Consider the following 23534-nt stretch of genomic DNA (forward strand, 5'->3'; position numbering starts at 1 on the left):
CCGACAGGCACCGTCACCCGTCTCCGGGGGCGCGACAACTTTGCGGGGGTGAGCGTGACCAAGGCCGCTATCTGGAAGACCGACTGGTTCCTTGGCGTCGTCATCAGCCTGCTTTTCCTGTTCTCCGCCCAGTCCGACCTGATCCAGAGTCTCGAGCGCAAGGCCTACGACGTGGGTGTCAGCGCGACAGACCGCACGCCCAGCCCACGCATCGCCATCATCGCGATCGACCAGCAGAGCATTGACAACATCGGCCGCTGGCCGTGGCCGCGCGACGTGCATGCGCGCATGATCGACAAGCTGGCGCAGGCGCAGTCCAAGGTGGTCGGCACCACCATTTTCTTTGCCGAACCGCAGATCGACCCCGGTCTGGCCTACATCAACAAGCTGCTGGCCATCGAATCGCAGGTGCGCTCTGCTGCCGCGATACCGCCGGCCGAGGGTGAGCAGCTGCCGCCCGCCGCTGAATCGCTGGATGCCTTCTCTACCGTGCTGCGTGAAGCCGAGGCGGCGCTGAACACCGACCGGCAACTTGCCGAAAGCGTGGCCAGGGCCGGCAACGTGGCGCTGCCCATGCTCTTCCTCGATGGCGAGCCGCAGGGCCGGCCGGACAAACCGCTGCCCGAGTTCGTGCGCCTGATGGCGCTGAAGAATGTCGAAGGCAGCGAGCCGCTGCCGCCGCTCACTCTGGACGTGTCGGCCGGCGTGATCGAGCCGCTGGGCAAGGTGGCGGCTGCGGTGGGCCATCTGAATCCGTCCATCGATCGCGATGGCGGGCTGCGGCTCCAGCCGCTGGTGATGACGCACTTCGATCAGCTCTATCCGTCGCTGCCGCTGCTGATCGCGGCGAAAAGCCTGAACCTCGGCGTGGACGACATCCGCGTGAAGCTCGGCGAATCGGTCACGCTCGGACGACTGAAGGTCGCCACCGACCCCGGCCTCGGCATGTACAGCTTCTATTACCAGGGTGAGGGCGGCAAGCCGCCTTTCCCGGTCGATTCCTTCTTCGACGTGATGAGCGGCAAGATTCCGCTCGACAAATACCGCGACAGGATCGTGCTGATCGGCCAGACCGCGCCCGGCATCGGCAATTTCTACGCGACACCGGTGTCGCCGGCCATGTCCTCGGTCGAGGTGATGGCACACGGCCTGTCCAGCATCCTGCAGGAGCACTTCTTCGTGTCGCCGTCGTGGGCCTGGGCGGCCGAGTTCGGCGTGTTCCTGCTGATCGCTCTCTATCTGATCGTGCTGCTGCCGCGGCTGAAGGCCGGGCTGGGCGCCGGAGTCACGGCGGCGCTGTTCGTCGCGCTGCTGGCCACCCACTTCGTGCTGATGACCGGCCAGCTGATGTGGCTGCAACTGATGCTGCCGGCGACGCTGCTGCTGGTCGGTCACCTGCTGCTGACGACCAAGCGCTTCCTGGTGACCGAGCGCGGCAAGGTGAAGTCGGACGAGCAGTCGGCCGAATCCAACCGCATGCTGGCGCTGGCTTTCCAGGGGCAGGGCCAGCTCGACATGGCCTGGGACAAGTTCCGCCAGGTGCCGCTGTCCGACGCGGTCATGGAAAACCTGTACAACCTGGCCCTCGATTTCGAGCGCAAGCGTCAGTTCAACAAGGCGGAATCGGTGTTCCGTCACATGGCCGACTTCAATCCAAAGTTCAAGGATCTGGAAACCCGGGTCAAGCGTGCCAAGGCGATGTCGGAAACCGTCATGCTGGGTGGCAGCGGCGGCGGGCGCACCAATACCAGCATCCTCGAGGACGGCACCGTCGAGAAACCGATGCTGGGCCGCTACCAGGTCGAGAAGGAACTGGGCAAGGGCGCGATGGGTGTGGTCTATCTCGGTCGCGACCCCAAGATCAATCGCGTGGTCGCGATCAAGACGATGGCGCTGTCGCAGGAATTCGACGAGGAAGAACTGGCCGACGTGAAGGAGCGCTTCTTCCGCGAGGCGGAGACGGCCGGCCGTCTGAACCACCCGAACATCGTCACCATCTTCGATGCCGGCGAGGAACATGACCTCGCCTACATCGCGATGGAGTTCCTGAAGGGACGCGACCTGGTGCCGCAGACCAAGCCGGGCCACCTGATGCCGCTGCCCAAGGTGATGGACATCGCCGCCCGGGTGGCTGACGCGCTCGCCTACGCGCACGGCAACAACGTGGTGCACCGCGACGTCAAGCCGGCCAACATCATGTACGAAGCCGAATCGGATCAGGTCAAGGTGACCGATTTCGGCATTGCGCGCATCACCGACTCGTCGCGCACCAAGACCGGCATGGTGCTCGGCACGCCGTCCTACATGTCGCCCGAACAGCTGGCCGGCAAGAAGATAGATGGCCGTTCCGATCTTTTCTCGCTCGGTGTGATGCTGTTCCAGATGGTCTGCGGCAAGCTGCCCTTCGAAGGGGATTCGATGGCGCAGCTGATGTTCCGCATCGCCAACGAACAGCACCCGGACATCCGCGACCTGCGGCCGGACGTGCCGGACTGCCTGTCCGCCATCATCGACCGCGCGCTGGCCAAGGATGCGGACGCCCGTTACCAGTCCGGCAACGACATGGCGGCCGACCTGCGCACCTGCGCCGGCAATCTCACCCAATCCCTCTCACAGGTCGACTTCAGCATCTGACATGAATCAGGATCTCAGCCCTTCACTGCAGATGGTCAGCCGCTCCGATTCCGGCATGGTGCGGACGCACAACGAAGATGCCGTCGCCATCCACCCCGCGATCGGCGTAGCGGTGCTCGCCGACGGCATGGGTGGTTACAACGCCGGCGAAGTGGCGAGTGGCATGGCCACCGCGGTGATCAGCACCGAACTCGAACAGGGCCTCATCGAGGGGCGCAAATCGATATCCGAACTGCTGGAAACGGTGATCGGCCACGCCAACGAGTCGATCTACCGCGCGGCCGAAAGTCAGCCGCAGTATTCCGGCATGGGCACCACGCTGGTGATGGCGGTGTTCCGCGATAACCACATATCCGTTGCGCATATCGGCGATTCGCGCATGTACCGGCTTCGCGGCGACGTTTTCGAGTGCGTTACCCGCGATCATTCGCTGTTGCAGGAGCAAATCGACAGCGGCATGATTACGGAGGAAGACGCCAGACGCTCGCAGAACAAGAACCTCGTGACACGGGCGCTGGGTGTCGATCCGGTGGTCGAACCGGAAATCCATACCTACGAGGTCGAGACCGGCGATGTCTACCTGTTCTGTTCAGACGGTCTGAACGACATGGTCGAGAACGAGGACATCGAACTGACGCTGAAGGCGCTGTCGGCCAATCTCGATCTGGCCGCCGAACAGCTGGTGCAGATGGCGAACGACAATGGCGGGCGCGACAACGTTTCGGTGATACTGGTCAAGGTACTGCAGCCTTTCCCGGTTGCCCGGCGCGGCTGGCTTGCGCGACTGCTCGCATGGTTGAAGTAAAGGACTGGAAAATGGCAAAACTCATACTCAGCATGGATGGTCTGGTCCTCAAGGAGCTGCCGCTCGCCAAGGAGCGGACGACCATCGGGCGCAAGCCGCACAACGACATCCAGATCGACAATCTCGCGATCAGCGGTGAGCACGCGGTCATCGTCACCATCCTCAACGATTCCTTTCTCGAGGATCTGAACAGCACCAACGGCACCTATGTAAATGGTCAGCCGATCAAGAAGCACTTCCTGCAGAACAACGACGTCGTGGAGCTGGGCAAGTACCGCCTGAAGTACATCAACGACACGCCTGCGCAGGCGCCGGCGCCTGACTTCGAGAAGACCATGGTCCTGCGCCCGGACATGATGCGCAAGCCGCCGGCAGAGGCGCCGACCGCGCCGCCGGTGGTGCCGATGCGCTCGGCGACCGAGACGCAGGCCGGATTCCGCGCTGGCGCGTCGGTGCCGGCGGGTACTTCGATGGGCGGTGGCATGCCGCCGCCAGCGCCGATCGCGCCGCCGCAGCCGGCGGCGCCCGCCGCACCGCCGAACCAGATCGGCGCCATCCAGATCCTCAACGGCGCCAACGCCGGACGCGAACTGGAACTGACGAAGACGCTGACCACGCTCGGCAAGCCGGGTCTGCAGGTCGCGGTGATCACGCGGCGGCCGCAGGGCTACTTCATCACCCATGTCGAGGGCGCCAACTTCCCGGTGGTCAATGGCAGCCAGCTCGACGCCCAGGCGCACCCGCTGAGCGATCACGACGTGATCGAGATTGCGGGCGTCAAGATGGAGTTCTTCATCAAGCGCTGAGCCGGCACGCCTCGCTCATGTTGCTCCGTCCTGCGCATCGCGCTGACCGGTCGGCGACCTGCCGGCCGGCCCCTGATCGCTCGCCCCCCGCCGGGGCGGCACGGTGAATCAGCACGTGCTGAAGTACGGCATCGGCGTCGTGCTGATGCTCGTGCTGCTCGGGCACGCCGCCCGCTTCTACCAGATACCGGTTCTCGGCAATCTGGATCACATCGCCTACGACACCAAACTGTCGCTGACCATGCCGCGCACGCGCGACGACAGGGTCGTCATTCTCGACATCGACGAGCGCTCGCTGGCCGAAGTCGGCCGCTGGCCCTGGGGGCGGGAGCGCCTGGCGACCTTGATGGACAAGCTGTTCGACCACTACGGCGTGATGCTGCTGGGTATCGACGTGGTGTTCGCCGAGCCCGATACCAGTTCCGGCCTGCCCATGCTCGAAGGCCTGGCCGCCGGACCGCTCGCCGACAACGAGAGCTTCCGCGCCGCGCTCGACGGACTGCGACCACAACTTGATTACGACAAGCGCTTCGCCGCGTCGCTGCAGAACCGCCCGGTGCTGCTGGGCTACTACTTCAGCGATCGGGGCGACGGACTGAGCACCGGTGCGCTGCCCGACCCGGTGCTGCCGGCCGGGACTTTCCGTGGCCGCAACATCGCGTTTGCCAGTTTCAACAGCTTCGGTGCCAATCTGCCGCTGTTCCAGGCGTCGGCACTCGGCGCCGGTCATTTCAATCCGCTGCCCGATTTCGACGGTCTCAACCGCCGCGTGCCGATGCTGGTCGAGTACAAGGGCGCCTACTACGAATCGCTGTCGCTGGCGGTCGTGCGCACCCTGCTGGGCAGCCCGAAGCTGGTGCCGGGTTACGCCGAGGGCGGGCTGTTCGGGGTGAGTGCCCGCGACTACGCCGGGCTGGAATGGCTGGAACTGCCGTCGGCGCGCGGAACCCTGCGTCTGCCGGTGGACGAGAACGTCGCCGCGCTGATTCCCTATCGCGGTCCGCAGGGCAGCTTCGCTTACTACTCGCTTGCGGATGTGCTGGCCGGACGCACGCCGGTCGACGCGCTGAAGGGGCGTGTCGCCTTGCTGGGCACGACCGCGCCCGGCCTGCTCGACCTGCGGGCGACACCGGTCGGCAGCACCTATCCGGGTGTGGAAATCCACGCCAACCTGATCGCCGGCATGCTGGATGGTCATATCAAGCACCGACCGCAGTACGTGACCGGATTCGACGTGGTCGTGCTGCTGCTGGTCGGCGGCCTGCTGCTGTGGGCGCTGCCGCGCATGTCCCCGATGAATGCCACGCTGCTGTCGGCGGGCATGCTGCTGCTGCTGCTGGGCATGAACTTCGCGTTCTGGCAGTTCGCCGACTTCGTGCTGCCGATCGCGGCCAGCCTGCTGCTGGTAGTCGGGCTGTACGCGCTCAACATGTCTTACGGCTACTTCTTCGAATCGCGCTCGAAGCGGCAGTTCGCACGCATGTTCGGCCAGTACGTGCCGCCCGAACTGGTCGAGGAAATGAGCCGCAACCCCGAGCACTACAGCATGGAAGGTCGCAACGCCGAACTGACCATACTGTTTTCCGACATCCGCGGCTTCACCAGCATTTCGGAAGGGCTGGAACCGAAGCAATTGACGCAGCTCATGAACGAATACCTGGGTGCTATGACTTTCGTCATTCAGGATCAGCGCGGTACGCTCGACAAATATATCGGCGACGCGATCATGGCCTTCTGGGGGGCGCCGGTGGACGATCCGGCGCACGCGATCCACGGGGTGACGGCCGCGTTGCAGATGCAGTCGAGACTGGCCGAACTGAACAGTCACCTGACCGCTCGCGGCTGGCCGGAGCTGAAGATAGGCATCGGTGTGAACACCGGCACGGTCACCGTCGGCGACATGGGGTCGCCGGTACGCAAGGCCTATACTGTGATGGGCGACGCGGTCAATCTGGCGTCACGCCTCGAAGGACTGACCAAACAGTATGGCGTGGGCATTCTCGTCGGCGATGAAACGCGGCGCGCCGTCAAGGGCGTCGTGTTCCGCGAGGTGGATCGCGTGCGGGTGAAGGGCAAGGACGAGCCGGTATCGATCTACGAGCCGCTGGCGATGGAAGCGGACTTCGATCGCGCGCGGCTGGAAGAGCTTAAGTTGTGGAATCAGGCGCTGCGCCAGTTCAGGAATCAGGAGTGGGATCAGGCCGAACTGACACTGTTCAACCTGCAGCGCATGGACCCGGGGTGCGTGCTGTATGGCTCCTACGCGGAGCAGATCGGACACTATCGCCGTTCGCCGCCCGGCAAGGGCTGGGACGGGGTGCGCACCTTCGATACGAAGTAGACGGACGAGATTGACGTACCAGATTGGCTTACGAAATCGACTTACACGCGGGAAACAGATGAGGATACGGGTGCTCGGTTGCAGTGGTGGCATAGGGGGAGCGCATCTGCGCACCACGTCGCTGCTCGTCGACGACGACATCCTGATTGACGCCGGAACCGGTGTCGGTGATCTGTCGATCGCCGAGCTGGCACGCATCGACCACGTGTTCGTCACCCACAGCCATCTCGATCACATCGCCTGCCTGCCGCTGATGGTCGATACGGTGGGCGAACTGCGTTCGCGTCCGCTTACCGTATGGACCACCGCGCCGACGCTCGAAGTGCTGCGGCGCCACATCTTCAACTGGTCGATCTGGCCCGATTTCACCGAAATCCCGTCGGTCGAGCGACCGTTCATGACCTTCCGCGAGCTGCGTGTCGGCGACGAGATCGACATGGGCAGCCGGGCGATCCGCGTGCTGCCGGCGCAGCACACGGTGCCGGCAGTTGGCTACGCGGTGCGTTCGTCCGGCGGCACGCTGGCCTTTTCCGGCGACACCACCGTGTGCGATGAATTCTGGGACGCCGTCAATGCGTTGCCTGACCTTCGCCATCTGATCATCGAAACCGCCTTTCCCGACCGCGACCGCCAGCTTGCCGTGATGTCGCGCCACCTGTGCCCGGACATGCTTGCCGGCGAGCTGGAGAAGCTGCGTCACCCGGCCGATATCTATATCACCCATCTGAAACCAAGCCAGATGGACATGACCATGCGCGAGATTGCCGACACACTCGGCTCGCGCAAGCCGCACATGTTGCGCAACAATCATGTTTTCGACTTCTGACCACTCGGCGCGCCAGGACGGCCGCTCGGGTCGGCGGTAACGGGGTGAACAAATGAGTGCAGTACTACCGCCGGCCAGCGATCTGGGCGCGATGAGCGATGTGTCGAGCCGGCTGGCGTTCTTCAAGAATCTGCAGGGCGTGACGACCAAGATTCACGCCACCACCAATATCGACGAAATCATGCTTGAACTGTCGCAGGAAATTTCTGCGCTGTTCAACGCGGACCGCCTGACCATCTACGTGCTGGGCGACGACCGGTCGACCATCGTATCCAAGGTCAAGACCGGCCTGAATTCGTTCAAGGATCTGCGCCTGCCGCTCACCGAGCAGTCGATTGCCGGTTTCGTCGGCATGAGCCGCAAGCTGCTCAATATCCGCGATGTCTACGATGAGGCCGAGCTGAGGTCGCATTCGGCCAGCCTGAAGTTCCTCGATGGCGTGGACAAGAAGACCGGCTACCGCACCAAGCAGATGCTGGTCGCGCCGATTCTCGACCCGGAAAAGAAGGATCTGCTGGGCGTGGTCCAGCTGATCAACAACAAGTCCGGCCAGCCCTTCTCGGCGCTGGCCGAAGAAGGCCTGCTGAGCATGGCCCACACGCTGGCGGTGGCTTTCCAGCAACGCAGCAAGCCGACGCACGTGGTCAAGTCGAAATACGACTACCTGGTCGTCGATGGCGTCATGTCGCCGCAGGAATTCGATCTTGCCTCGCGTGCGGCACGGCGCAAGGGCGTCGATGTCGAGGACGTGCTGATACGCGATTTCCAGGTCAAGCAGCAGGCGATCGGCGCGTCGCTGTCGAAGTTCTTCGGTGTTGCCTACGAGCCCTTCAAGCCCGAGCGGGTGAAGCCCTTCGACCTGATCAGAAACCTGAAGCGCGAGTACCTCGAAGAGCAGCAATGGGTGCCGGTGGAGGACTCCAGCGAAGGCATCGTCGTCGTTGCGCTCGACCCGGAGAAGGTGAAGGGTGCGCGCGTCGTCAACAACATCTTCCCGAAGGCCAAGCTGGTCTTCCGCGTCACCACCACGAAGGAATTCGTGCAGACGCTGGATCAGTTCTACGGCTCGACGATGGACGACACCAGCGTCGGCGACCTGCTGTCCGACATGCTGGAAGAGGACGAGGTGCACGACGTTGGTGGCGACGACGTCACGGCCGCTGCCGACAACGAACTGGTCCGGCTTGTTAACAAGATCATCATCGACGCCTACCAGCAGGGCGCATCCGACATCCACATCGAACCGCGGCCGGGCAAGGACAAGACCCAGGTCCGCTTCCGCAAGGACGGCACGCTGCACCCCTATATCGAGGTGCCGGCGAGCTATCGCAGCGCGCTGGTCACCCGCCTGAAGATCATGTGCGACCTCGACATCTCCGAGCGTCGCAAGCCGCAGGACGGCAAGATCAAGTTCCGCAAGTTCGGCCCGCTGGACATCGAACTGCGGGTGGCCACCATTCCGTCGGCCGGCGGCGTCGAGGACGTGGTGATGCGTATCCTCGCCGCCGGCGAACCGATACCGATCGACAAGCTGGGCGTACTGCCGCACAACCTGTCGCGACTGAAGGAAGCGGTGAGCAAGCCCTACGGCCTGTTCTTCGTATGCGGTCCGACCGGCTCCGGCAAGACGACCACGCTGCATTCCATCCTCAGCCACATCAACACGCCGGAAACCAAGATCTGGACCGCCGAGGATCCGGTCGAAATCACGCAGAAGGGTCTGCGTCAGGTACAGATCAACAAGAAGGCCGGGCTCGATTTCGCCGCCATCATGCGCGCCTTCCTGCGCGCCGATCCTGACGTGATCATGGTTGGCGAAATGCGCGACAAGGAAACCGTGGCCATCGGCATCGAAGCGTCGCTGACCGGTCACCTGGTGTTCTCGACGCTGCATACCAACAGCGCGCCGGAATCCATCGTCCGCCTGCTCGACATGGGCATGGACCCGTTCAACTTCGCCGACGCGCTGCTCGGCGTCCTGGCCCAGCGGCTGGCCAAGCGCCTGTGTCCGAAGTGCAAGGAGGCCTATCACCCGGACGCCGCCGAAATGAAGCACTTCCTTGAGGAGTACTGCGAGGAGCTGCGCAATACCGCCGACTTCAAGGTCGATGCGGAAGGGGCGATGGATCGCGTGTTCAAGGGCTGGATCAAGGCCTACGCCGACGACAAGGGGCGCTTCACGCTGTACCGGCCGAAGGGCTGTCCGGACTGCAGCAATACCGGCTACCGCGGCCGCCTCGGCCTGCATGAACTGATGCTCGGCACTGACCGCATCAAGAAGAACATCCAGGAGCGCGAACGCGTCGCCACGATGCTCGCCACGGCACTGGAAGAGGGCATGCGTACGCTGAAGATGGACGGCATGGAAAAGGTGCTGTCCGGGCTGACCGACATGAAGCAGGTCCGCGCGGTCTGCATCAAGTAGCGCGCCGCCGCACATGGACAAGTTCGACGACCTGTTGCGGCGCTTCGAGGATCTCAATGAGATCGGCGCCGCACTGTCGAACGAACGCAATATCGAAGCACTGCTCGAAAAGATTCTGCTCGCCGCCAAAGCCATTACCCACGCCGACGGCGGCACGCTTTACCGCACCGACGAAAGTGGCGAGCACCTGCGCTTCGAAATCATGCGCACCGACTCGATCGGCATCGCGATGGGCGGTACCAGCGGCAAGCGCATCGTGTTTCCGCCGCTGCCGCTGCATCTGCCGGGCGGCCTGCCGAATCTGTCCATGGTCGCCGCCTACTGCGCGCTGAACCGCTGTACCGTCAATATCGCCGACGCCTACGCGGCCGAGGGCTTCGACTTCTCGGGCACTCGCGCTTTCGATGCCCGCACCGGCTACCGTTCGACCAGCTTCCTGACGGTGCCGATGATGAACCACGAAGGTCGGGTCATTGGCGTGCTGCAACTGATCAATGCCGTCAGTCCGCGGACCGGCGAGGTCGGCGTGTTTTCCGATTCCGACCGGCGGCTGGCCGAGTCGCTCGCGTCGCAGGCCGCCATCGCACTGACCAACCGGCAACTGGTGAGTCAGCTCGAAGCGCTGTTCGAATCCTTCATCACGCTGATCAACAACGCGATCGACGAAAAGTCGCCCTACACCGGCGGCCATTGCCAGCGCGTACCGACGTTGACCATGATGCTGGCCGAGGCGGTCAATGACACGACCGAAGGCCCGCTGGCCGACTTCACGATGACCGACGCCGACCGCTACGAGCTGAAGATCGCCGGCCTGCTGCACGACTGCGGGAAGGTGACCACGCCGGTGCACGTGGTCGACAAGGCGACCAAGCTGCAGACCATATTCGACCGCATCCAACTGGTCGACGCGCGCTTCGAACTGATACGCCGCGACATCGAACTCGCCACCCTGCGCCGGCAAGTGGCGCTCGGGCCGGACGCGACGCCTGCCATGCGGGAACGGATCGAGCGCGACGGTACCGATCTGCTCAACGAGGTGGAGGCCGACCGCGCCTTCCTGCGTCAGGCGAATATCGGCTCGGAGCGCATGAGCGACGCTGACGTCGAGCGGGTGCACGCGATCGCACGGCGCTGGTCGTGGGCCGACGCCCACGGCGTCGCCCATCCCTGCCTCAGCGCCGACGAGGTCGAGAACCTGACGATACGCGCCGGCACGCTGACCGGCGCAGAGCGCGAAATCATCAATTACCACATCGTGTCGACGATACGCATGCTCGAATCGCTGCCCTGGCCGCGCCACCTGACCAATGTGCCGGAGTACGCCGGTGGCCATCATGAACGGATGGACGGCAAGGGCTACCCGCGCGGTCTGACCCGCGAGCAGATGAGCGTGCAGGCCCGCGTGATGGGCATCGCCGACATCTTCGAAGCGCTGACCGCAAAGGACAGGCCGTACAAGCGGCCGATGAAGCTCTCGGAAGCGCTGCAAATCCTCGGCAAGTTCCGCCTCAACGGCCACATCGACCCCGACCTGTTCGACGTGTTCGTGCGCCAGCAGGTCTATCTGCGCTACGCGGAGACCTATCTCGACCCCGAACAGATCGACGACGTCGATCTCCATGCCATCCCCGGCTACTCCGTGAACTGACGTTTTTTGTCACATGCTGCCGGTGAACGGCAGGACAAAAGCATCTGTGTCGAACTGTGTCTCGGCGCCCGAAACAAAAAATCCTTGTGTTTCAGCGAACTGTAAAAAAGTGCTAAAGCTGGCACCCGCCTTGCTCGATATCACCCTGAGCGCAGTCGCGCCCGTTCCGTTCAATACAGGAGAGAGTGATGAAAAAGGTTCAGCAAGGTTTCACCCTGATCGAACTGATGATCGTGGTCGCGATCATCGGCATTCTGGCGGCGATCGCGATCCCGCAGTATCAGGATTATGTGACGCGTGCGAAGTGGTCGGACGCGATCCGGGCGCTGGATTCGACCCGCACGGCGACAGCACTTTGCATTCAGAATAACGCGGGTGACCCGACATCCTGCAGCACGGACGCCAACATCGGTACTGTGATGCCGACCTCCGCGTCCGCAGGTGCCGTTACTATCGCACGAGGCACCTTTACAGCTGGTTCCGGTGGGACTGGGGGTACTGCTGTGTTTACGCTCACGGGTGGCCCGTCGCTTGGCAGTTGCGTCGTGACGGCAACTGGAACGGTTGGCGCGTCGCAGATTGCGTGGCGGTATGCCAATACTGGTACCGGCTGCTCGAAGAACAAGACGGGTGTGGGTACCTAATCTTGCCGTGCGAAGTAGGAAAGCTCCCGCTGGTCGGGAGCTTTTTTTTTCTTTTTTCCGTCTCTCCGCTGCTTGACGGCCTTGGTTCTCCAATCCCGGCGCACGATCTTGCAAGGCTTGCGCAACTCGTGCTGTTCTTGGCGCTTGTCCTTTATCTGCCGCCACCATCCCGTATTGCCCTCAGTGTTGTCGCTGGCGAGTTTTTGTTCGTCGCGGCTATCCACTGGAATGCAGGCAGATGGGCTTGGATCGAGGTATTGCATCTAGCCGTCATGATCCTTGTCGCAGATGGACTGCGACAGTCACTTGGCACAGGATCGGCCAAGCGGATTTCTGCGCTCACGGCAATGGCCGTCGCTGTCTATCTTTGTCTTGGTCTGCTGCCCAGATGGGCTAGCCTTCTGTTTGCCCACGTCGCTTTCGTACCCCACGAGTTCTTTCCAGGATTCTCGAATGCCCGGTTTTTTGGTCATTGGGTGACGATTTCGCTGCCCGTTCTCGTTGCCGCCAGTTGCGAAGCAAGCACAAGGAAAGTTGCCTTCCTCACCGCAGTCATCGCATCGCTTTGGGTTTCATTCGGTTTGGCCTCCGGTACGCGAGGAACCTGGGTTTCAGTCATCGCTATGTGCGGATTGCTCGCGGTGTGCGGTGACATCGGTCGGAGGCAGTTGTATCGGACTCTTGCGGTGCTTGCTGCCGGTGGAATCCTCTACGCAGTGATGTTCCACGGCTTAGTCGTATCGCCCGCACAGGACGCCTCCGTAGCGGGAAGGCTGACAAAACCCGACCCGCTCTCCGGTCGATCAGAGCTATGGTCGGATGCCATTTGGGGCATTCTGCGCGCTCCGCTCTCCGGCCACGGACCCATGTCTTTCGCCGACTCGGTCAGTCGGATCGCAGCCCATCCGCACAACAGCCTGCTGCAGTTGTGCTTCGAATGGGGAATCCCTTTGGCATTTATTGTGGTTGCTGTCTTCTCCTGGAAGCTGTCCGCGGGTGTCCGAAAGGCCATGCGACGAGGCACACACGTGGAACTTGCACTGTGCATCGCCTTGTTCGGTGCTGTCGTTCACTCCATGGTCGATGGCGTACTCGTCATGCCGCATGGGCAAGTGTGGTTCTTGCTGTTCTGCGGATTCTTGCTGTCGCTCACTGATTCCGATTCATCTGCGGACACTTTGCGAACGCCCAACACGCGTTTGCGGCACGGAATGAGTCTGACTTGTGCGGCAGCCCTATGTGTGCTGATTGCGCCCGAACTGCAAAACCTTACTCACTGGGAGAATTCATCTCTGGCTTCTACTGAGGGTGGGAGATTCCTGCCGCGCTTCTGGATTCAGGGAATTGTGCCCTGATTCAGCACAGCTTCCTCAAAAGATGGATCTGTCGACGCAACGTGACGGTCATGAGTGCTCAGCAGCAAGATCCGGTCCCATCGACACCCGTAGCACAGTCCGTGTCTCGCCATCCCGCACGCGATTTGTGAACCACCACACCGCCCCCTTCTTTACCGTCCACTCCGCCTCCTCACCCGACAGCAACAACGCCGCCACCCGCCCCAACGTCGGCTGATGCCCCACCACCAGTACTGCACCGCTGCCGGTCGGCCACTCGGTGGCGGCGATCAGATCGGCGACCGACGCGTCGGTGCTCAGCAGCCGTGAGGTTTCGAAATCCAATTCCAGCGCCTGCGCGGTCTGTTGGCAGCGGGTGGCCGGGCTGACCAGGATGCGGGTGTTCTTCGGCAGGCGGGGTTTCAGCCAGGCGGCCATCTGCTTGGCCTGTTTCTCGCCGCGCGCGGACAGTTTGCGGCTGGCGTCGGGTACGGTGTCGAGCGCTTCGGCGTGACGCCACAGGATCAGTTCCATCGATGTCTCCTCGTGTTCTGGTCGGGCGCGCGCAGTGTGGTGAGGTGACGTGACGGATGCATGACACGGCGCCCCGGATTCAGCGCGGGCGAGGCATGCGCTCCAGGCGCTTGAGCAGCTTTGGCGCCTCGTCAACGATTTTCCGGTAGCGCGGCATGTGATGGGCGGCGATCTGCGCGACCGCAGCGAGCCGCGCCGGGTCGCTGCCGGCGGCGGCCAGCAGGCGCGGGCCGGCCTGGCTGAGATCGTTGATGAAGCCCAGTTGCTCCTGCGCGGCCGCCAGCGTTTCGAGCGCGCGCCGGGCGCGATTCGCGTGCAGCAGCGGCAGGTTGAATTCGAGCGCGTAGCGCAGCCGCTTCACATCGATGCGCAGTGCGTGCAGCGCGGCGATGTCGCCCGATCTCGCCAGACGGGCGGCGGCAACCATGCGGGTGTGGGCGCGCGCGAGGCGCTTTTTGGCGAGGGCGGCCAGCGTCGGCGCGTCCTGCCGTTCGTCGAGGCGGTGCAGCACGTCGAGCAGCGCGATCATCAGTCGAGCCTGCCGGCCGTCCTGCAAGGCACGGATGACGCGCTCGCGCACTTCGCTGCGAATGGCATGCAGCGTGTGGGCGAGCTCGTTCAACTCTGGCGTGGCTGTCGTGCCGAGCAGCGGCGCCACCAGTTCGGACTGCAGTACGTCGCGGTCGCGCAGCTCGCCCAGTTCGCCCGCCAGCGCACGCAGGTGCTGCGCAAGATCGTCGGCGCTGCCTTCCGGCAACGCGGGCGCGAACACACGCAGTGCGCTGCGCAGCCGGCGCAGCGCGACGCGCATCTGGTGGATGAACTCCGGCGCGTCGCTGTGCAGCGCGCCGTGCTCGTTCGCCTGGTAGTGGGCGATGCAGTCCAGCGCGACGGCGCGGAAGGCGTCCGCGGCCGAGCCCTCCGGGTCTATCGGCGAGCGGCCGGCGCGCACTGGTTCGAGCACCGCGTCGGTCATCAGGTCATAGCCACGTTGCGCTTTGCTGCGCGACTCGGCGCGCAGCGGCAGCGTTGCTGCGAGACGGACGGCGAAATCGAGCAGGGTGTCGACCGGGGCTCCGGCCAGTTCGAGTTCCAGTTCGGAAATGGTTTCGCGCCGTTCGCCGGCGATGATGTGACCGCGATCGGCCATCAGCAGCAGTTCGCCGCCGCCAGCGCGGAAGCGCCATTCGCGCCGTTCGAAGGTGGTGTCGAACACGGTGACGAGCACGCCGCGGTCGCGCAGCGTTTCGAGTTCCGTCCGCAGTGCGGGGTCGTCGATGGCCGAGAAATCGAAGTGCCCGCTGAAGGGCTGTTCCCATTCCGGGCGCGAGGACAGCCCTGCGCGCGATGCGCTGGCGCACTTCACTGTCTGCAGCCAGCGCCGCCCGGCGCGACGCAGGCGCAGCGCGACGCACTGGCGCCGCAGTGCGAGATCGGGGGTGTCGAAATAGAGGTTGCGCAGCGTCTGCGTGTGCGGCGGCGCGATTGCTTCGCGCAGCAGCGGGTGGCGGGAGAATGCGCGCCAGCCGGCATCGGCCATCGCCAGTTTGAGTTCGATTTCCTGGGCCATCGTTTCCGTGCCTGAGCGGGATCCACTGCCCGCGACCGGGCCGATGGTAGAACGAAAGCGGCGTCCTTCGTCACCTCGATCCGGTTGGCCGTCGATGTGCTGGCGATTCCGGCTCCGCCTTGCTTCGAGCGGCGCTCGTGCCGACCGGGCTCAGTCGGCCGTCCAGTGCCCCGACTTGCCGCCGGCCTTTTCCAGCAGACGGATGTCGCCGATGCGCATGCCGCGGTCGACCGCCTTGCACATATCGTAGATGGTGAGCAGTGCGACGCTGGTCGCGGTCAGCGCTTCCATCTCGACGCCGGTCTGGCCGGTGGTGCGGGCGGTGACTTCGCACAGCACCCGGCTCGTCGCCTCGTCAAGCGTGAACTCGACGCTCACCTTGGTCAGGGCGATCGGATGGCACAGCGGGATCAGATCGGAGGTGCGCTTCGATGACTGGATGCCGGCGATGCGCGCGACGCCGAGCACATCGCCCTTTTTTGCATTGCCGTCGCGCACCAGCGCGAAAGTGGCCGGCTGCATCGTGATCGAGCCGGCGGCACGCGCCACGCGCGCGGTGTGCGCCTTGTCGCCGACGTCGACCATGTGGGCCTGGCCCTGGGCGTCGAAATGGGTCAGCGGAGACTGCTTGGTCTGGGAGTCGTCGGCGCTCATCGTGTCATTGCGGACGGGTGGGGTGGGGGGATGTTCAGTTCGAGCCAGTAGCGGGCGAGCAGTGTCAGCGTTTCGGAAAAACTGACGAAATCGAGCGACTTGCGCACGAAGCTGTTGGCACCGAGTTGCGCGGCGGTGCGGATGTCGCGCTGCTGCGACGACGCGGACACCATGACCACCGGCAGCACGTGCGTCTGCGGGTCGGCCCTCACCTGTCGCAGCACTTCCAGCCCGTCGATGCGCGGCAGCGTCAGATCCAGCATCACCAGCGCCGGTTGGTAACGCGTGTCGCGTCCGACGAAGGCTCCGCGCCCGAACAGGTAGTCCAGCCCTTCCTCTCCGGAGGCGGCGATCTGGATCTGCTCGGTCGGCACGATGTTACGCAGTGCCGTGGTGATGAGCTTCACGTCTTCGGGTACATCTTCAATCAGCAGCAGGGCGTGCGAACCAACCGGAATCGACGACATCGGAGACGTAGGCGTTGAGTGGTGAGAGGACCGGCCAGGCCGGCTACCATGTCGGTCGTCGCGCTGCGCCGGCCGGACCTTCTGTGCTGCCGTTCTTGTTGCGCCGCCTCTGTTTGCGGGGCAGCGTCACACGCGGTAACGGATCGCTGACGAATGCTCACCTGCTGCCGAACGACCGTTCACGCCTGCCCGTTATCATAGCATCGCCATGAGTCACTTCCTGTCCTCCCGCCGGCTGCGCAAGGCGGTCGCCGTGCTGCTCCTGCTGCCGCTTGCCGCGCCAGCCAATACGTTGCCCGATCTGGGCGACGTCGCCCAGGCTGATCTGCCGCCGTCGCTCGAACGTCGCATCGGCGAATCGCTGTGGCGCGACATGCGGGTGCGCGAGCGCAGCTACATCAACGATCCGGAGATCAACGGCTACCTGAACCAGCTGGCCGACCGACTGGTGTCCAAGTTGCCGGATTCGACACAGAGCTTCGAACTGTTCGCGCTGCGCGACCCGACGCTGAACGCCTTCGCCTGGCCCGGCGGCTTCATCGGCGTGCATACGGGCCTCATCGTCGCCGCGCAGAGCGAATCCGAACTTGCTTCGGTGATCGCGCACGAAATTTCGCACGTGACGCAGCGGCACATCGCACGGCTGTATTCCAAGCGTGGCGAAATGAGCGTGATCGCGATCGCCTCGCTGATCATCGCGGCGCTGGCTGCGCGCGGCAACTCACAGGCGGCGCAGGCCGCGCTGGTCGGTGGCCAGGCGGCGAACATCGCTACGCAACTTTCCTACACCCGCGACTTCGAACGCGAGGCGGACCGTATCGGCATCCAGATGCTGGACGGCGCCGGCTTCGACACGCGCGGCATGGCAGCCTTCTTCGAGCGCATGCAGCGCTCGGTGCGCTTCTACGAAGCGAATTCGCCGGCCTACCTGCGCACCCACCCGCTGACTACCGAGCGTATCGCCGACGCGGCCGCGCGCATCCAGCAGACCGCCTACCGCCAGGTGCCGGACAGCATCGATTTCCTGCTGGTGCGCGCCAAGCTGCGTGCCTACGATGGTGATGCGCGCGAGGCGATGGCCGAGTTCGAGAGCCGGCTGCGCGATGTCCAGGGCAACGCGCGCGTCGCCGCGCGCTTCGGTCTGGCGCACGCGGCACTGCGCTTGCGCGACTTCAAGCGCGCGCAGCAGGAACTCGATGGCTTGCGCGCCGACGGCTTTGCGTCGCCGATGCTCGACAACCTGGGCGGGCGCATCAGCCTGGACGCCGGGCGTCCGGCCGAGGCGGTCGAGCGCTTTCGTGACGGACTGAGCCGATCCGCGCGTTCGCGCGCGCTGCTGTATGGACTGATCGAGGCGCTGCTGGCCGACAATCGTCCGGACGAGGCGCTGACGGTCGTCAATGGCGAGGTGTCCGTCACTACCCAGGACCCACAGCTCTACCAGTACCAGGCGCGGACCTATGCGCTGCTCGGCAAGCGCCTGGCGCAGCACCGTGCGCAGGCCGAGGCCTATGTGCTGAATGGGCAGTATCAGGCCGCCATCGAACAGCTCGAACTGGCCCAGCGCGCTGCCGACGGGGATTTCTACCAGCAGTCTGCGGTCGATGCGCGGCTGCGCGAACTGCGCGAGCGGCTCGCCGAGCAGCGGCGCGACGGCATGTAGGCGGCCAGGCGGATGACGACCGGGCGCCCGGACTCAAAGCCGTGGCGTTGATCACCGCCGCGACAGCGGGTATAAACGCCGCTCCAAGCACGGGGTGAAACATGGAATTCGACAAGGAACTGGATGCGCGTGGCCTGAACTGTCCGCTGCCCATCCTGCGCACCAAGAAAGCGCTTTCGGAACTGAGCAGCGGTCAGGTGCTGCGCGTGGTGGCGACCGATCCCGGCGCGGTGCGCGATTTCGAGGCCTTCGCACGGCAGACGGGCAACACCCTGCTCGACAGCGGCGAAGCGAACAAGGAATTCTTCTTCCTGCTGCGACGCAAGTAAGCGCAGCGGCCGGCGCCAGAATAACGGGGGAAAACATGATCCGTCTTTTCCAGTTTCCTCCGGCGATGGGCCTGCCCAATGCGAGCGGCTTCTGCCTCAAGCTTGAAACCTGGCTGCGCATGGCCGGGCTGCCCTACCAGAACGTCTACACGATGAATCTGGGCAAGGCGCCCAAGGGCAAGCTGCCGCACATCATCGACGACGATGGCACCGTGCTCGCGGACAGCGGGCTCATCATCGATCACCTGAAGCGGCGCCACGGTGTGGCGCTGGACGATCACCTCGATCGCAATCAGCGCGCACAATCGCTGATGCTCCAGCGTACGCTGGAAGAACATGCCTACTGGTGCGTGCTCCATTTCCGCTGGGCCGACGACCGTTACTGGCCGGCGACGCGCGACGCCTTTTTCGGCGGCATGGGCGCGCCCTACAAGTGGTTCGTGCCGGCGCTCGCGCGCGGCGGCATGGTGAAGCAGGTGAAGGCGGCGGGCGTAGGCCGTCACACCGCTGACGAAATCACCGATATGGGCATGCGCGACATCGACGCCGTCGCCACCGTGCTCGGTGACAAGCCCTTCCTGTTTGGCCACCCCTCCAGCATCGATGCAACGGCCTACGGCATGCTGGCCAATGTCGTGTTCGTCGATGTCGACATTCCATTCAAGCGGCTGATCGAGCGCGACTACCCGTCCATCGTGCGCTACTGCGAGCGGATGAGGCAGGTTTATTGGAGGGGCTAGGGGGCAGGGGCTAGGGGTTAGGGGCTGGGGACTAGAAAAGTTTCCGGGCGGCTTCGCCGCCCGCAATCCGCTAGCCCCAAACCCCTAGCCCCCAGCCCCTCGCGTCACCCCAATCGCCCCAGCTGTTCTTCCAGCTTGACCAAAAGATCGCCGAAATCGGTGAGGCGCTTGCGCTCCTGCTCGACCACGGCGGCGGGGGCGCGGCCGACGAAGCTCTCGTTGCCGAGCTTGGCTTCGCATTTCGCGATCTCGCCTTTGACGCGGGCGATCTCCTTGCCGACGCGCTCGCGCTCGGCAGCGACGTCGATCTCGATCTTCAGCATCAGGCGGAAATCGCCCACCACCTGCACCGGCGCTGGCGAATCCGGCAGCGCGTCACCCACCGCCTGCACCTCGCTGAGCTTGGCGAGCGCGGCAAGGTAGGGTGCGTAGCCACGGATCGCCTCGGTCTTGCCGGCAGCCAGCAGCGGCACCTTGGTGGCGGGCGACACGCCCATCTCGCCACGCAGGCTGCGGCAGGCGTCGATCATGGTCTTCAGTTCCGCCACCCAGGCGTCGGCGGTCGCGTCGATGCGGCTCAGATTGGCCTGCGGGTAGCGTACCAGCTGGATCGACTCGCCTTCTTTGCGCTCGGCCAGCGGGGCCACCGTCTGCCACAGCTCTTCGGTGATGAAGGGAATCAGCGGGTGAGCCAGACGCAGCACCGTTTCGAGCACGCGCAGCAGGGTGCGGCGGGTGGCGCGCTGCTGGGCGGGTGTGCCGTTCTGGATCTGCACCTTGGCCAGTTCGAGGTACCAGTCGCAGTACTCGTCCCACACGAAGCGGTAGATGGCCTGCGCCACCAGGTCGAAACGGTAGTCGCCGAACTGTTTCTCGACTTCGGCTTCGACGCGCTGCAGTTCGCTGACGATCCACAGGTCGGGCGCCTGGAAGTGCAGCGGACCGTCCGGGCCGCAGTCGTCGTTGCACGGCGCCATGCCGCAGTCCTGGCCTTCGCAGTTCATCAGCACGAAGCGGGTGGCGTTCCACAGCTTGTTGCAGAAGTTGCGGTAGCCCTCACAGCGCTGCATGTCGAACTTGATGTCGCGGCCGGGGCTGGCGAGCGAGGCGAAGGTGAAGCGCAGCGCGTCGGTGCCGAAGGCGGGGATGCCGTCCGGAAACTCCTTGCGGGTGCGTTTCTCGATCTGTTCCGCCTGCTTCGGATTCATTAGGCCGGTGGTGCGCTTCTTCACCAGATCGTCGAGCGCGATGCCGTCGATCAGGTCGATCGGGTCCAGCACATTGCCCTTGGATTTCGACATCTTCTGGCCTTCCGCGTCGCGGATCAGGCCGTGCACATAGACGTCGCGGAACGGAATGCGGCCGGTGATGTGCGTGGTCATCATGACCATGCGCGCCACCCAGAAGAAGATGATGTCGAAGCCGGTCACCAGCACCGAGGAGGGCAGGTAGAGGTCGAGCGCCGGATTGCTTTTCTCCGGGTTGCCCGGCTCCCAGTCCGGTGTCCAGTCCAGCGTCGAGAAGGGCCACAGCGCCGACGAATACCAGGTGTCGAGCACGTCCTCGTCACGCTTGAGCAGCGGCAGGTTTTCCTTGATCGCGTAGTTGCGGCCGACCTCGGGCAGCGTGTCGCCGGACATTTCGCGCGCCATCGCGGTGGCGACGGCGAGGCGCTTCAGGTCGGGGTTCGATTGCGCGAGGTGCTCGAAATACTTCTGATAGGCCTCGGCTTCGGAGTGCGCGACGAACACATTGCCCTGATCGTCGTACCAGGCCGGAATCTGGTGGCCCCACCACAGCTGGCGCGAAATGCACCAGTCCTGGATGTTGTTCAGCCACTGGTTGTAGGTGTTCACCCAGTTTTCCGGGTGGAAGCGGATTTCGCCGCTCGCCACCACGTCGAGCGCCTTCTGCGTGATGCTCTTGCCGTCCGGACCGGGCTTGCTCATCGCGACGAACCACTGGTCGGTCAGCATGGGCTCGATCACGGCATTCGTGCGGTCACCACGCGGCACCTTGAGCGTGTGCTTGTCGGTCTTTTCCAGCAGGCCCGAGGCTTCCAGGTCGGCGACGATGGCTTTGCGTGCGGCGAAGCGGTCGAGACCGCGGTATTTTTCCGGCGCGTTGTCGTTGATCTTCGCATCCAGCGTCAGGATGGAAATCATGGTCAGACCGTGACGCTGGCCGACCGCGTAGTCGTTGAAATCGTGCGCCGGGGTCACCTTGACCACGCCGGTGCCGAATTCGCGATCGACGTAGCTGTCGGCGATGACCGGAATCTCCCGGTCGGTCAGCGGCAGCTTCACCGTCTTGCCGATCAGCGCGCTGTAGCGCTCGTCCTCCGGATGCACCATGACCGCGACGTCGCCGAGCATGGTTTCCGGGCGGGTGGTGGCGACGGTCAGATGACCGGAACCATCGGCCAGCGGATAGCGGATGTGCCACAGCGAACCGGCTTCCTCTTCCTGCACCACTTCAAGGTCGGACACAGCGGTGCCCAGAACCGGGTCCCAGTTCACCAGGCGCTTGCCGCGATAGATCAGGCCCTCTTCATGCAGACGGACGAAGGTTTCGGTGACGATCTTCGACAGGCCTTCGTCCATCGTGAAGCGCTCGCGCGTCCAGTCGGGCGAGGTGCCGAGGCGGCGCATCTGGCGGGTGATGGTGGAACCGGAGTACTCCTTCCATTCCCACACCTTCTTCACGAACTCCTCGCGGCCGAGGTCGTGGCGTGAGATGCCCAGGGCGTCGAGTTGGCGCTCGACCACGATCTGCGTGGCGATGCCCGCGTGGTCGGTGCCCGGCTGCCACAACGTGTTGTCGCCGCGCATGCGGTGATAGCGCGTCAGCGCATCCATCAGGGTCTGGTTGAAGCCATGACCCATGTGCAGCGTGCCGGTGACGTTCGGCGGCGGCAGCAGGATGCAGAAGTTGGGCTTGTTCGGGGTGTCTGTGTCCAGGCCGGCAGCGAAATAGCCGCGCGATTCCCACTCGGGGTACCAGCGGCGTTCGATGTCGGCCGGTTCGAAGCTCTTGGCCAGCGTCATGACGGGTCTGCGTGGATGCAAACCCGCGATTATAGGGGCTGGTCGGGCTGGTCCGAAGGTTCGACCGTGGCGTTGAGCACGGCCTGACTGCGGTTTTCGATGTCGGCGGCGATGGATTCGCGCAGATCGAGTACTGCCTGTTCGCGGATGCGGGCTGTTGCATTCTCCAGTGCGGCGCCCAGCGCCGCCTCGAACGCCACCTGCATCTCGATGCTGACCAGCGCCGGCAGCGTGGTCGTGCACCAGTCGTCGATGCGGCTCTGGATCAGCGCGGGCAGGTCGGAAAACTGCTGCGACAGTGCGTCGGACGTGGTCTGCTGCAGACGCTCCCGGACTTCGATGCCGACCGCGCGCGCAACCTCGCCGGTCACGCGTTCCGTCACGTCGGCGGTGACGCGTTCGGTCACTTCCACGGTGACCCGCTCGGTGACTTCGGCCGTCACTCGCTCCGTGACCTCCGCGGTCACCGCCGCGGTGATTTCGGCGCTGCGGTCCTCGGGTTCCGGCACCAGGGTGTCGAGATCGACTTCCTCTGTCAGCAGCGGGATGCCGTCGTCCACCACGGCCGGGGCGACCCGGCCGGCAACGAAGGTGCGGCTGCGCCGCATCAGCGAATCGGCTCGGCCGATCAGGTCGTCGCTCATGCTTCAGCCTTTCGTGTCTGCATGTCGAATCCGCCCTGCCGGTAGCGCACGTAGCGCGTGCGCGCCGCGTCGCGGTCGGCGGGGTCCTGACTGACGATCTCGACGATGTGCGCGCGCTGCTCGAAACCGGCCGGCACGTCGTGCGCCATATTGAGCAGTACGGCGTCGGCCGGGGCCGACGCCGGATCGCGGCCGATGCGCACCGGCGTCGCGTCGCTCAGCGGGTGGCCGTCGCGCACATGCGGAATGAAGGCCAGCGGCTCGAACACCCACAACATCTGGTCGAGCCGCGCGGCCAGCGCGTCGTTGTCGCAATGTATCCACACGCGACGCCCCGCGGCGTGCCATTGCGCCACCAGCGCACAGGCGTGGCGCAGCTTATCGGGCGCGTCGTGGTGGAATTCGGCGACCGCCATGCGTGCC

Annotated in this window: 20 protein-coding genes; 12 read left to right on the forward strand and 8 right to left on the reverse strand. The window is 64.4% G+C overall.

Translation table 11 applies throughout. The features are described from left to right. Positions 1-48 precede the first annotated feature (48 nt). The 8 genes from METRZ18153_RS0104440 to METRZ18153_RS0104475 all read left to right on the forward strand — a co-directional run bounded on the left by METRZ18153_RS0104440 (position 49) and on the right by METRZ18153_RS0104475 (position 12129). Entirely contained in the window at positions 49-2634 is a 2586-nt protein-coding gene (locus tag METRZ18153_RS0104440; RefSeq protein WP_020163587.1) for a CHASE2 domain-containing serine/threonine-protein kinase, read from the forward strand. Between the two features lie 31 nt (positions 2635-2665). Then, positions 2666-3439, forward strand: coding sequence for a Stp1/IreP family PP2C-type Ser/Thr phosphatase (locus tag METRZ18153_RS0104445; RefSeq protein ID WP_020163588.1), 774 nt, complete (start codon positions 2666-2668; stop codon positions 3437-3439). Between the two features lie 11 nt (positions 3440-3450). Next, positions 3451-4245 carry an FHA domain-containing protein gene (locus METRZ18153_RS0104450; RefSeq protein WP_020163589.1) on the forward strand — a complete coding sequence of 265 codons (795 nt, stop codon included), beginning with the start codon at positions 3451-3453 and terminating at the stop codon, positions 4243-4245. A gap of 103 nt (positions 4246-4348) precedes the next feature. Further along, a complete protein-coding gene (locus METRZ18153_RS0104455) occupies positions 4349-6586 on the forward strand; it encodes a CHASE2 domain-containing protein (protein WP_020163590.1) in 2238 nt (745 codons plus the stop codon). A 58-nt stretch (positions 6587-6644) separates the two neighbouring features. Continuing rightward, positions 6645-7412, forward strand: coding sequence for an MBL fold metallo-hydrolase (locus METRZ18153_RS0104460; RefSeq protein ID WP_029143544.1), 768 nt, complete (start codon positions 6645-6647; stop codon positions 7410-7412). A gap of 52 nt (positions 7413-7464) precedes the next feature. After that, on the forward strand, positions 7465-9837 hold the full coding sequence (locus tag METRZ18153_RS0104465) for a GspE/PulE family protein (RefSeq protein ID WP_029143545.1): 2373 nt from the start codon (positions 7465-7467) through the stop codon (positions 9835-9837). A 13-nt stretch (positions 9838-9850) separates the two neighbouring features. Next, positions 9851-11485, forward strand: a complete 1635-nt coding sequence (locus tag METRZ18153_RS0104470; RefSeq protein ID WP_020163593.1) for an HD family phosphohydrolase — start codon at positions 9851-9853, stop codon at positions 11483-11485. 188 nt (positions 11486-11673) lie between these two features. Then, positions 11674-12129: a pilin gene (locus tag METRZ18153_RS0104475; protein ID WP_020163594.1), complete on the forward strand. Its 456-nt coding sequence runs from the start codon at positions 11674-11676 to the stop codon at positions 12127-12129. Here METRZ18153_RS0104475 and METRZ18153_RS20790 read toward each other — a convergent pair. Further along, positions 12126-12392, reverse strand: a complete 267-nt coding sequence (locus tag METRZ18153_RS20790; RefSeq protein ID WP_157257184.1) for a hypothetical protein — start codon at positions 12390-12392, stop codon at positions 12126-12128. The two genes, METRZ18153_RS0104475 and METRZ18153_RS20790, sit on opposite strands and share 4 nt — an antisense overlap. A 9-nt stretch (positions 12393-12401) precedes the next feature. Here METRZ18153_RS20790 and METRZ18153_RS20480 point away from each other — a divergent pair, with 9 nt between their 5' ends. Then, complete coding sequence (locus METRZ18153_RS20480) at positions 12402-13484, forward strand: O-antigen ligase family protein (protein ID WP_157257185.1); 1083 nt, start codon at positions 12402-12404, stop codon at positions 13482-13484. 48 nt (positions 13485-13532) lie between these two features. Here METRZ18153_RS20480 and METRZ18153_RS0104480 read toward each other — a convergent pair whose 3' ends face one another. The 4 genes from METRZ18153_RS0104480 to METRZ18153_RS0104495 form a co-directional block, all read right to left on the reverse strand. Further along, positions 13533-13997 (reverse strand): SixA phosphatase family protein, encoded by a 465-nt coding sequence (locus METRZ18153_RS0104480; protein WP_020163595.1) that lies wholly within the window; start codon positions 13995-13997, stop codon positions 13533-13535. A 79-nt stretch (positions 13998-14076) separates the two neighbouring features. After that, positions 14077-15567, reverse strand: coding sequence for a CYTH and CHAD domain-containing protein (locus tag METRZ18153_RS0104485; protein ID WP_020163596.1), 1491 nt, complete (start codon positions 15565-15567; stop codon positions 14077-14079). A gap of 150 nt (positions 15568-15717) precedes the next feature. Further along, complete coding sequence (moaC, locus tag METRZ18153_RS0104490; protein ID WP_020163597.1) at positions 15718-16221, reverse strand: cyclic pyranopterin monophosphate synthase MoaC; 504 nt, start codon at positions 16219-16221, stop codon at positions 15718-15720. Then, positions 16218-16688 carry a response regulator gene (locus METRZ18153_RS0104495; protein ID WP_020163598.1) on the reverse strand — a complete coding sequence of 157 codons (471 nt, stop codon included), beginning with the start codon at positions 16686-16688 and terminating at the stop codon, positions 16218-16220. Before METRZ18153_RS0104495 ends, moaC begins: the two co-directional genes overlap by 4 nt. Positions 16689-16896: 208 nt before the next feature. Here METRZ18153_RS0104495 and METRZ18153_RS0104500 point away from each other — a divergent pair, with 208 nt between their 5' ends. The 3 genes from METRZ18153_RS0104500 (at position 16897) to METRZ18153_RS0104510 (ending at position 19420) form a co-directional block, all read left to right on the forward strand. Then, positions 16897-18351 carry a M48 family metalloprotease gene (locus tag METRZ18153_RS0104500; RefSeq protein WP_020163599.1) on the forward strand — a complete coding sequence of 485 codons (1455 nt, stop codon included), beginning with the start codon at positions 16897-16899 and terminating at the stop codon, positions 18349-18351. Between the two features lie 101 nt (positions 18352-18452). Further along, positions 18453-18680: a sulfurtransferase TusA family protein gene (locus METRZ18153_RS0104505; protein ID WP_019919427.1), complete on the forward strand. Its 228-nt coding sequence runs from the start codon at positions 18453-18455 to the stop codon at positions 18678-18680. Between the two features lie 35 nt (positions 18681-18715). Next, positions 18716-19420, forward strand: coding sequence for a glutathione S-transferase family protein (locus METRZ18153_RS0104510; protein WP_029143546.1), 705 nt, complete (start codon positions 18716-18718; stop codon positions 19418-19420). 104 nt (positions 19421-19524) lie between these two features. On the opposite strand, the gene METRZ18153_RS0104515 is transcribed toward METRZ18153_RS0104510, so the two are convergent. From METRZ18153_RS0104515 to METRZ18153_RS0104525, 3 genes are read right to left on the reverse strand one after another with little or no spacing between them, the layout of a single operon-like run. Then, positions 19525-22467 (reverse strand): valine--tRNA ligase, encoded by a 2943-nt coding sequence (locus tag METRZ18153_RS0104515; RefSeq protein WP_020163601.1) that lies wholly within the window; start codon positions 22465-22467, stop codon positions 19525-19527. A 29-nt stretch (positions 22468-22496) separates the two neighbouring features. Beyond that, complete coding sequence (locus METRZ18153_RS0104520) at positions 22497-23111, reverse strand: hypothetical protein (RefSeq protein ID WP_020163602.1); 615 nt, start codon at positions 23109-23111, stop codon at positions 22497-22499. Then, entirely contained in the window at positions 23108-23527 is a 420-nt protein-coding gene (locus tag METRZ18153_RS0104525; RefSeq protein ID WP_020163603.1) for a DNA polymerase III subunit chi, read from the reverse strand. The genes METRZ18153_RS0104520 and METRZ18153_RS0104525 overlap by 4 nt, the downstream gene beginning before the upstream one ends. Positions 23528-23534 lie beyond the last annotated feature (7 nt).

The sequence above is a fragment of the Methyloversatilis discipulorum genome (assembly GCF_000385375.1).
In the GTDB taxonomy this organism is placed as follows: Bacteria; Pseudomonadota; Gammaproteobacteria; order Burkholderiales; family Rhodocyclaceae; genus Methyloversatilis; species Methyloversatilis discipulorum_A.

Excerpts from the sequence above, each read along its gene's own strand:
- METRZ18153_RS0104445 (WP_020163588.1), top strand. The coding sequence starts at position 2,666 with ATGGTCAGCCGCTCCGATTCCGGCATGGTGCGGACGCACAACGAAGAT.
- METRZ18153_RS0104450 (WP_020163589.1), top strand. The coding sequence starts at position 3,451 with ATGGCAAAACTCATACTCAGCATGGATGGTCTGGTCCTCAAGGAGCTG.
- METRZ18153_RS0104460 (WP_029143544.1), top strand. The coding sequence starts at position 6,645 with ATGAGGATACGGGTGCTCGGTTGCAGTGGTGGCATAGGGGGAGCGCAT.
- METRZ18153_RS0104465 (WP_029143545.1), top strand. The coding sequence starts at position 7,465 with ATGAGTGCAGTACTACCGCCGGCCAGCGATCTGGGCGCGATGAGCGAT.
- METRZ18153_RS0104470 (WP_020163593.1), top strand. The coding sequence starts at position 9,851 with ATGGACAAGTTCGACGACCTGTTGCGGCGCTTCGAGGATCTCAATGAG.
- METRZ18153_RS0104475 (WP_020163594.1), top strand. The coding sequence starts at position 11,674 with ATGAAAAAGGTTCAGCAAGGTTTCACCCTGATCGAACTGATGATCGTG.
- METRZ18153_RS20790 (WP_157257184.1), bottom strand. The coding sequence starts at position 12,392 with ATGCAATACCTCGATCCAAGCCCATCTGCCTGCATTCCAGTGGATAGC.
- METRZ18153_RS20480 (WP_157257185.1), top strand. The coding sequence starts at position 12,402 with ATGATCCTTGTCGCAGATGGACTGCGACAGTCACTTGGCACAGGATCG.
- METRZ18153_RS0104480 (WP_020163595.1), bottom strand. The coding sequence starts at position 13,997 with ATGGAACTGATCCTGTGGCGTCACGCCGAAGCGCTCGACACCGTACCC.
- METRZ18153_RS0104485 (WP_020163596.1), bottom strand. The coding sequence starts at position 15,567 with ATGGCCCAGGAAATCGAACTCAAACTGGCGATGGCCGATGCCGGCTGG.
- moaC (WP_020163597.1), bottom strand. The coding sequence starts at position 16,221 with ATGAGCGCCGACGACTCCCAGACCAAGCAGTCTCCGCTGACCCATTTC.
- METRZ18153_RS0104495 (WP_020163598.1), bottom strand. The coding sequence starts at position 16,688 with ATGTCGTCGATTCCGGTTGGTTCGCACGCCCTGCTGCTGATTGAAGAT.
- METRZ18153_RS0104500 (WP_020163599.1), top strand. The coding sequence starts at position 16,897 with ATGAGTCACTTCCTGTCCTCCCGCCGGCTGCGCAAGGCGGTCGCCGTG.
- METRZ18153_RS0104505 (WP_019919427.1), top strand. The coding sequence starts at position 18,453 with ATGGAATTCGACAAGGAACTGGATGCGCGTGGCCTGAACTGTCCGCTG.
- METRZ18153_RS0104510 (WP_029143546.1), top strand. The coding sequence starts at position 18,716 with ATGATCCGTCTTTTCCAGTTTCCTCCGGCGATGGGCCTGCCCAATGCG.
- METRZ18153_RS0104515 (WP_020163601.1), bottom strand. The coding sequence starts at position 22,467 with ATGACGCTGGCCAAGAGCTTCGAACCGGCCGACATCGAACGCCGCTGG.
- METRZ18153_RS0104520 (WP_020163602.1), bottom strand. The coding sequence starts at position 23,111 with ATGAGCGACGACCTGATCGGCCGAGCCGATTCGCTGATGCGGCGCAGC.
- METRZ18153_RS0104525 (WP_020163603.1), bottom strand. The coding sequence starts at position 23,527 with ATGGCGGTCGCCGAATTCCACCACGACGCGCCCGATAAGCTGCGCCAC.